Raw genomic sequence first — 8,676 nt, forward strand, 5'->3', positions numbered from 1 at the left:
GCGATGGTGGCGGACAAACCCGCCAGGCCGAACCGCCACGGCATACCCGACATGGAGGGTATGGAAGGCATGATGTAAATCGCGAACCACTGGCCTGCAGGCAAATGCTGGTGGGCCAACCTGTGTTCTTCAATGCACGCGCGATTTTGCAGTCACTCCTGCTCCGGAACAGACCCAAGTCTCACTAAAAATGTAGGGTCCCCTACTTCGCCGCTACTGCTGTCTTCAACCACCATATAGGCATCGGCACCGACGCAATTTTCCGCGCGAAATTCCCGTTCTGCCCGCTCTTCAGCTTCACGGGGCGTAGAATACTGCAACTGCTTGTCGATTTTCAGGGGGCCTTGCTGCCCCCGCGCAGTCGTCTTGGCAATATATGTCTGGCAGACATAGTGAATCTTTGTGCCGGACTCTTCTGTTTCGCTCATCGGGTCTTCCAAATCTAAATCATAGGCGTTTTGAGACACGTCCCGGACGCCGCCCGTGCCAAGGTGCGCGACTAAATCAAGCTGAATACCTCAGACGGACGAAATCCGAAACGTTCTGGCTACTTTACCTTTTTGCCGCCAATTGAGAGCGCGGGTTTTCCATCCAGCGAGTTGGCCGTCGCAGAAACCTTTGGTTTCTCTTGCTTGGGTTTTTTGGCTTCTTTGTTGCCACGCTTGCTGTTGTTGCCTTTGGCCATGATAGGTCCTTTCAAATGCAGCGATCCGGTGCCGGGATGGCAAGGGCATCACTGCGTTGTATGCCGCGCGCCGGATCTGCGGCGCAGGGCAGTCGATGCATCAGATGTGCGTCTGTATGGCCGCTTCTTCCGCAGCCTCGTCCAGCACCTTTTGCTGGCTACGGGATATGGTCGTCACAGGGCTGCGAAACATCGCATTTGCAGCGGCAAAGTCTTTGGCTGTGTCGATCTCGGTCCAGTCCAGGCCGCTGATATCAAGAGCATGGAACTGCGTATCTTTGTCGACCAATTGCGCGTAAGCCGCCTCGTAATACGCTTGAAGGTTTCCACGGCCCTCCATCATTTCTGAAAGCTCTGCGAACAGCAGTGCACCCGTTCCGGCGCTGATCTTTTCAACGCCTATAGATTCACCCAACGCGCGCTTCGGATCGACGGACTTGCCAACTTCAAGGACCTGCATCTGATCGTCTGCGATGACCTTAACTTCTTCGTCCTCAAGCGCGATGTTGCGGTCGATACACAACACGTTTGCGTGGTCACTGTCCAAGAGCTGGCGCAGGATTTTGACATCAAACACGACGTCCGCATCGAATTTCACAAACTCAGCTGTACCAATCTCTTTGGCCGCCAGCATCAGGGAGTAGCCTGTGTTCGTCTCGCGGTATCGGTCGTTGATCACATAGGTGACACGGATGCCGCGAAACGTCTTGACTACAAACTTCTTTATTTCGTCTGCTCGGTGCCCGAGCACGAGAATATATTGCGACATTCCGCAGCTCAGGCAATTGCGGATCATGCGTTCCAGAATGACTGAACCGCCCACAGTCAGAAGGCTTTTGGGGCAATTTTCGGTCAGGGGGCTGAGGCGTGAGCCAATGCCAGCGGCCAGAATGACAGCAATCGGCGCGCGGTGCTTTTCGTATCCCATAATGATTTTCTCCTACTTGAGCGGTTTTGATTACTGCTATTTCTGAAGCGGAACTTTCATGCTCTCGCCAAGGTTTTTGCCTCTGGCCCACGATTTGGTGAGGCCCCAGAACACTTGGCTGAGTGCAAACACCCAAAGCATTGGAATGAGTTGGTCCAGGATCAGCGCCACTGAGAGCATGAAGATGAAGACGCCTTCATCAAAGGCGAGCGCCTTGCTTTGTTCTCGCCCGAACCAGACTAGATTTGCCTTTAGACCAAATCCTGGACCTGCGGTGGTCTGTACCTGTTTCACTTGCGCGATCTGAGCAGGATAATCCGGGTTGCGTCCCGTTTCGATCTCTAACGCCACGTATTTGGCGTAGCCGCGTAATCCATAGAACGCGATACCGAGGAGCGACAGAAAAACTGGCGTAACGCTATTTGTCTGCGCAAATGCAGCAAAGCCTGCCGCCCCAAACCATAACGTGACCTGCACTTGATCGGTGATACGGTCGTAATAGCTGCCGATCGGGGATGACACTTTTCTGTAGCGCGCCATCTGACCGTCCATGCAATCGAGGACATGGCTGATATGGATCAGGATGGCCGCCGCGATGAAACACGTTGCCCCTCCGATTAGAATTGCAAGTGTTGCCGCGACAGCCACAAGGAACGAAGCCGCTGTGATCCGGTTCGGTGTAATCCAGGGAATGTCGACAGCGCCATAGTTGGCAACGATCGCCAGCGGTGCCGTGACAAAAGACGACCACCATTCGTCATCGCGGGTCTTGGTCGCCCAGAGGCGTTTCAGCTTATCGTTCATGACACCACCCGCACATGTGAGGGCACTGGCGACACAGCGCGAAGCTTTTGCTTTGGCCTGACCAGAGTTACAAGGTCTGCCGCATCTGCCTGAAGCGTCAGCAACACGTCCTTGAGGGTGGATAGGAAATACCGGATGTCGTCATCCGAGAGCTCCCCGATATTGCCGACCTGAAAAACCTTGCCCGCAAAACACCCCTTTCCTTCATAGATGATGATGGACTTTTCACGTAGACGCGCACGCAGATCATGCACGGATACTGATGCCGGAACCTGCACTGTCGTCAGCATCGAACACATGTCCGCCTCATCAACCAAAAAGTCGAGGTTGAGCCTGCGCATGCCGCTCCGCAGCAGATCAGCCCGTGCCTTGATGCGGGCATGTCGCTTCAGGACGCCCTCGCTCAGTATGTCCGTTAGCGCTTGGTCCAGTGCGAAAAACAACGGTACCGCGGGTGTGTTTGGCGTCTGACTGTGGGTCTTAAGGAATGTGTAGAACGTCGCGAGGTTCAGGTAAGTGGTCTTGGCTGAATGGTGTTTGAGCCGTTTGAACTGTTTCTTGCGACCCACGACAAAAGACAGGCCGGGATATGACCCCAAGGCTTTGGAACTGGAGCTGGACACAAAAGCGATATGACACGCCTCCATGTCGATCATCTCTGCGCCAACCGAGCTGACCCCATCCACCACAAAGAGTGCGCCGCTGGCTTTTACCAGGGCTCCGATCTTGGCCAGCGGATTCAGCATGCCGGAGCACGTCTCGTGGTGGACCATGGCCACCACATCGATCTTGTGTGTCGCAAGGTAAGCTGCGATCTGCGGCATGTCGAAGGCGGTGCCCCAGGGTATTTCGATCAGATGGGTCTTCTTGTTGTGGATCACTGATGTCTTATGCAGCCGTCCGCCAAACTCTCCGTTCGACAGGATCAGAACGGCACCATCTCCGACAACTGAGGACAGTATCGCCTCATTCGCCGCTGTTCCGGAGCCGGTGATCACCACCGCGCGGTAACGTTCCCTTTTTCTGATCTGAAAAAGCGAGAGTATCTTTTGCTCGATCCCTGCAAGCAGGGCATCAAAATCAGCCTCCCGATGGCAGATATCCTCGTTGCAAATCGCGGTACGCAGAGTCTCGGCCACATTCACAGGGCCGGGGGTGAAAAGCAGTTGTTTGTCCAAATTCAGGCCATGCTCCAACGACGCTGCAACGCCTTGGTTGCAACGCCGGTACGCCCATGATGTGTCCCCGAGCGCGAACCGCGCAGAGACGTCGAGAGGGCACAAATCGAGTTCGAAAACACGGCCATATTGAGGGCCGTAGTCGTGTCGTCCGGAAATTGGACGGGTATGGAAAAATTTGGGATATCTGATCCTGTCAATGTAAGCGGACCAGAAGCGCCTCAGGTGCTGTTTGTCAGTATCTTGGCAACGGTATCGTAGGGTCGAACAGAAATGGTCGTTAGCTATGCAGCCAATTGATCGTCATCTGACCAGCGTCGCCTGGGTGCAAATGCTTGGGTCAACGCAGGAAGAAAAGTTGAGCGATCAAGATTGGCCGAAAAAATACTGTCGCACGGCGTATTAGCGCTCCAGAGATAAAGCTCTAGGGCCAAAGCCGGGCAAAAGCAACACGTATATCGGAACCCCAAGTGCAACACTTATCATGTTCACGTGTATCTGATCACACTTGCAACGCACCCACCCACGGCAGATCCATCAGGAATTGGTTGCCCCCAATCCCCTAAGGTGACGTGATCGGCGGCGGCTTGCGTTGCTTGCCTGACAGAGCGTTTCCAGCTATGGCCGCAAGCAAAACTGCGCCTCCAGTCAATGTGTTCAGCGTGGCCGTTTCGCCGATAAACAACCAGACCCATAACGGGCCAAGCAGAACCTCAGCCAGTGACAACAGGGCAAGTTCCGCAGCAGGAAGACTGCGAGACCCCAGAGTATACAGGATCAACCCTGCGCCGACCTGAAACACCCCCATGCCCATTGCAATGCCGCCATCCCGGAACGACAACACAAGCGACAATTCCAAAAACAGACATATGCCGGACGTCACGATGATGCCGAATAATCCAGACAAAAACACCGACGGCAGCATTTCACCCGATCGCCCCCATCGCAGCGCTACAGTGAAGACTGCAAATCCAAAGGCGGACCCTAAAGCCGCGAGGCTGCCCGTCAAGGCAACGCCCCCGGATTTATCTGCGACCATGATCGCGATACCGGCAATGGCAACGGCGATCGCTACCAAGGTGGCAAGGCGTACAGGTTCACGCAGGACAATCCACCCCAGAACTGCCGCCATGAAGGGTGCTGTTGCAAACAAAAGCATGGCGTTTGCCACGGATGTTGACTGGATCGCATATATCCCGCCGGAATAGGCAGCAACCAGCGACAGCCCCGCGATCACCGCTGGAAACCCGGTGCGGCGGATCTGGGCAAAGGGGCTTTCACCGGACCGTATGCGAATGAACACGTAAAGTAGAAGTGACAGGCTGACAGAACGGTAAAGCAATATCTGCCACACAACCGCGTCTTCGATCAGCCGTATTCCAAGCCCGACGGTCGACCAAAGCACACCAGCAGCAAAGACAAACAGGACACCGAACCGGTGCCCGTCATTGCCGAGTGACGATTGGTTCATGGTAGTCATTCAGGCTCCGTAAGACATTTCTGTCTCATTGCTAGTGATACGGCTGTCGCATTAGCCTTCCGTTTGCGACACCGAAACTGTTCGTGGCACATAGATGCCAAGGAATGGCCTCAGACCAAGCATTTGCAGCCGATGCCTCTACGGGCCAGTTGAAAAGGCCTACGGGTTTAGCGCTCGGAAAGAGATGGAGGAATGGACAGATTATCAATTTTTAATCGCTGGTTGTATGTGCCTCGTGTGCAATCCAAGGCGAAGGTCTGCAAAGCGCATGGAAGCAGCCTTCTGCGCAAACGCAGCGAAAACACCCTTTGTCCCGCTGACTGTGAGTTCGACCATCTCAAAACTTTCCACATGCAGCGAATGGCGGCAATGCGGGCACTGCCGCGGCATCTTAGGGTGCCAGACAAGGGCCGCAAAGGGCCGGTCGATCCCTTCGGACCAAACCTGTCCATGACGGAGGATTTCAAAAACTTAAATCCGTATATTGGCATCTCAGGTCAAAATCGCAGTACTGGAATCGAGACTTCTGGACGAGAGGGCAGATACGATTGGTCAGAACATCAACGCACTGTCGAAGGCAGGCTTCAGTATTCCAGTTTGTTCAGATGAGCCAAGCAACAGATTTACAACGGTCTATCAGTGACAAAGCGTGGTTCTATGATGAAGACAACACTGTTCAGGCAGCTCGGACATCTGCCCAACACCTTTGCTTTTCCGGAAGAGCCGGAATACATCGCTGTGTGGAGCTGACGGCGGGGCCTGCCGTCCGGCGCTCCGGGAACCCCGCAAAACGCTGCGGGATCCCACCCGCGCTACGGCAGGCAGATTATCACCGTGTCACGTCAGCAGCCTGTACATATGAAGCTGCGCTGCATGTGTCAACATAAGGCAGCGTTCAGTTTGATACATAACATCCGGACAGAAGGAACGGGTCGCAAGCCATATGCACCGGTCACCCACATAACGGGAGGACTCAACCGAACATCCGTCGGATCAGGAGACTTAAAGCCTCGTTCTTCTGACCATCAGTCTGATCTTTGCTTGCTATGATAACTGTTGCATTTGCACTGAACTGCATGATGCTTGCGGCGACATTATTGGACCAGATAAACGCCCCGCGTTTTACAGATACGCCACTTGCCTTCCACATTCGGAATGCGAGTTTTTCAAGTTCGCGGATACTTAAACCCCGGAAACGCATGCGCATGTCGATCATTTCGTCATCCGTAAACCGCATGCGCTTGTTCAGGGCCGAACGGTTGAGCCAAATGGCAAACATCAGCGGAGTTCCCGGGACCTGCTCAGGCTCGCCCTTTACCCGGTTCCGGCGCATCTCCAGCGCTTCCTGAAGCAGAACTGCAGTAATCAGTTGTTTCGCCTTTTGCACAGTGCCGATGTCCTCACGGATCATTGGTCCGTCGATTGTCACCCCGGATGATCTGTCTATGATCACGTCATCGGGGTGCGGTAATATATCCGGCTCCGGAAGGCCTTTTTCGCGCGCAGCAAGAACTTCAGCACTCCGTGTGTTTTTTGTAACTTGTCCAGACACGGATTTCCTCTTCACGCAGACTGTATTTTTTTTCTTCAACCTGCATGAACAGATCGATCATCTGTTTTGTCGCATGCGAACCACCTTTCAGTGCCAGTTGCGCGAGGTTTTCCAGAACGGCCTCGAGAACAGTAATCTCTTTTGTTGCGCGGTCTCTGCGCACGGTAACCTTGCGGCCTGACACCGAGTCAATGGCGGCATCCAGTTCGGTAAATGTGGTCTCCTCCTGGACAGGCGACAGCTTCTGAGCCTTTGTCCGGCGGGGCATCAGGTTACATTCCTGCGAGCCGTCAGATCTGAGAATGTACTGCCATCGGGCACCAATGATGCCGCTCGGCCAGCATGCGCTTCAAAACGCCGGATGATTGTATCGCAGTACAGTGGGTCGTACTCTAACAGGCAGGACCGCCGCCCGCATTGATCTGCCGCAATCAATGTGCTGCCAGATCCGCCGAACAGATCGAGTACAAGATCACCCCGGCGGCTGCAGTCCTGGATTGCATCGCGGATCAGCGCTACCGGCTTAACGGTAGGGTGCATTGCGAGGTCGGAATCTCGTGAATGTCCAATCGCATTGGCACCGGCATAGTCCCAGACATTGGTGCGATAGCGACCGGTATCGCCCAAACCAAAGCTGTTGGTATGCGCTGCTCTCCCCTTTTTCCACACGAATACAAGCTCATGCTTGGAGCGGTAGAAGGTTCCCATGCCAGCATTGGTTTTATTCCAGATGCAGAGGTTTTTCAGTTCCGTAAATGCCGCCTGCCCCGCCGCAAGCATTTCGCCCATATGGCGCCAGTCCATACAGACAAAGGCAATAGCGCCATCCCGGGCGACCGCGGCTGCGTTTTGCAGGGTGTCCGTCAGAAACCGGGTGAACTGATCCGCATTCATCTCACCGGAGGCAAAGGCAAACTCCCGATGTTTGTGCTGCCCAAGACCGCAAACATGCCCGTCAACCGCGACATTGTAAGGCGGATCTGTAAATATCAGATCCACCTCCCTGCCTCCGACCAGCCTGCTCACATCGGTCTGGGAGCGGGCGTCGCCGCAAAGTAACTGATGATTTCCAAGTTGCCAGAGGTCGCCCGGTTGCGTAACCGCAGGACCACTGACTGGAGCCGGCAGTTCGTCAGCATTGTCTGGCTTGTTCGCATGCTGATCGAGTATCATATCCACTTCAGCAATTTCAAAACCTGTCAGATCAACATCAAAGTCCAGATCAATCAGGGCCTGTAGTTCAATGGCCAGAATCTCCTGATCCCATCCGGCGTTTTCGGCCAGTTTGTTATCTGCCAGAACATAGGCGCGCCGTTCTTCAGCAGAAAGGTGCGAGAGCCTGAGACAAGGCACCGTGCTGAGACCAAGAACTCCGGCTGCAGAAACACGTCCATGGCCGGCGACGATCTCGCTGTCGTCTGAGATAAGAACGGGATTGGTAAATCCAAAACGCTCAATGCTGCGCGCAATCTGGCGAATCTGTTTGGCTGAATGTGTTCGGGCATTGCGGTCGTAAGGGCGCAGATCTGAAGGCGGAAGATGTATCAGCTGGCTTTGCACGAACGTTTTCACTGCAGCAGTCACGTTGTTTTCCTCCGTAGACATCAACACAGGCGACAGCCATCAGCATACACGCGTGCAGCGGGGCTGTGCAGGCACACTTGCTGAAAATACGCCTTAACCAACTGATTTAGTGAATTTTTACACCATATTTTGTGACACCCATTTCTGCAGTAAAATTCTTTTTCAGGTAATTACGGTGGCTTGCGCTTTGCAAACCGGGAAATTCTTTCCAGTTCAGGAGAAGCAACAGAAACATCACGATCTGTTTCAAGTCCCGCTTCCACAATTCTGACCGGCGAGTTCAACGGACTGTCAATTCAGTCCCATTTCACAAATCTGCTGCACCGTGTGACATGATCATCCGGTTTCAGAGCAGTCAGGACCCTCGATAACAACGCCGCTCTGTCCATGAGCCTCCCCCTTTGAAGTGGTCCGCCCCTATAGTTAGGAAAGTGGAGGACCAGAGATGGCCATTAAGAGACCCAA

Annotated in this window: 10 protein-coding genes; 1 reads left to right on the forward strand and 9 read right to left on the reverse strand. The window is 54.1% G+C overall.

The genetic code is table 11. The features are described 5' to 3' along the window. Window positions 1-152: 152 nt before the first annotated feature. From Q0802_RS24385 to Q0802_RS24410, 6 genes are all read right to left on the reverse strand, one after another. Window positions 153-428, reverse strand: coding sequence for a hypothetical protein (locus tag Q0802_RS24385; protein WP_298922605.1), 276 nt, complete (start codon window positions 426-428; stop codon window positions 153-155). 119 nt (window positions 429-547) lie between these two features. Continuing rightward, complete coding sequence (locus tag Q0802_RS24390) at window positions 548-685, reverse strand: hypothetical protein (protein WP_298922606.1); 138 nt, start codon at window positions 683-685, stop codon at window positions 548-550. 100 nt (window positions 686-785) lie between these two features. Further along, window positions 786-1,613, reverse strand: coding sequence for a phosphocholine cytidylyltransferase family protein (locus tag Q0802_RS24395; protein WP_298922608.1), 828 nt, complete (start codon window positions 1,611-1,613; stop codon window positions 786-788). A 36-nt stretch (window positions 1,614-1,649) separates the two neighbouring features. Next, window positions 1,650-2,417 carry a CDP-alcohol phosphatidyltransferase family protein gene (locus Q0802_RS24400; protein ID WP_298922610.1) on the reverse strand — a complete coding sequence of 256 codons (768 nt, stop codon included), beginning with the start codon at window positions 2,415-2,417 and terminating at the stop codon, window positions 1,650-1,652. Then, window positions 2,414-3,595 (reverse strand): aminotransferase class V-fold PLP-dependent enzyme, encoded by a 1,182-nt coding sequence (locus tag Q0802_RS24405; RefSeq protein ID WP_298922611.1) that lies wholly within the window; start codon window positions 3,593-3,595, stop codon window positions 2,414-2,416. The genes Q0802_RS24400 and Q0802_RS24405 overlap by 4 nt, the downstream gene beginning before the upstream one ends. Before the next feature lie 562 nt (window positions 3,596-4,157). Beyond that, window positions 4,158-5,075, reverse strand: coding sequence for a DMT family transporter (locus Q0802_RS24410; protein ID WP_298922612.1), 918 nt, complete (start codon window positions 5,073-5,075; stop codon window positions 4,158-4,160). A 192-nt stretch (window positions 5,076-5,267) separates the two neighbouring features. Here Q0802_RS24410 and Q0802_RS24415 point away from each other — a divergent pair, with 192 nt between their 5' ends. Next, window positions 5,268-5,684, forward strand: a complete 417-nt coding sequence (locus tag Q0802_RS24415) for a hypothetical protein (RefSeq protein WP_298922613.1) — start codon at window positions 5,268-5,270, stop codon at window positions 5,682-5,684. Between the two features lie 364 nt (window positions 5,685-6,048). Here the strand turns inward: Q0802_RS24415 and Q0802_RS24420 are convergent, their stop codons facing one another. The 3 genes from Q0802_RS24420 to Q0802_RS24430 all read right to left on the reverse strand — a co-directional run bounded on the left by Q0802_RS24420 (window position 6,049) and on the right by Q0802_RS24430 (window position 8,211). Beyond that, on the reverse strand, window positions 6,049-6,486 hold the full coding sequence (locus Q0802_RS24420) for a hypothetical protein (protein WP_298922615.1): 438 nt from the start codon (window positions 6,484-6,486) through the stop codon (window positions 6,049-6,051). 103 nt (window positions 6,487-6,589) lie between these two features. After that, window positions 6,590-6,895 (reverse strand): DUF5681 domain-containing protein, encoded by a 306-nt coding sequence (locus Q0802_RS24425; protein WP_298922617.1) that lies wholly within the window; start codon window positions 6,893-6,895, stop codon window positions 6,590-6,592. Continuing rightward, window positions 6,895-8,211, reverse strand: a complete 1,317-nt coding sequence (locus tag Q0802_RS24430) for a DNA methyltransferase (protein WP_298922618.1) — start codon at window positions 8,209-8,211, stop codon at window positions 6,895-6,897. The genes Q0802_RS24425 and Q0802_RS24430 overlap by 1 nt, the downstream gene beginning before the upstream one ends. Window positions 8,212-8,676: the final 465 nt, after the last annotated feature.

Origin of the sequence: uncultured Roseobacter sp. (genome assembly GCF_947495275.1) — a bacterium.
GTDB lineage: Bacteria > Pseudomonadota > Alphaproteobacteria > Rhodobacterales > Rhodobacteraceae > Roseobacter.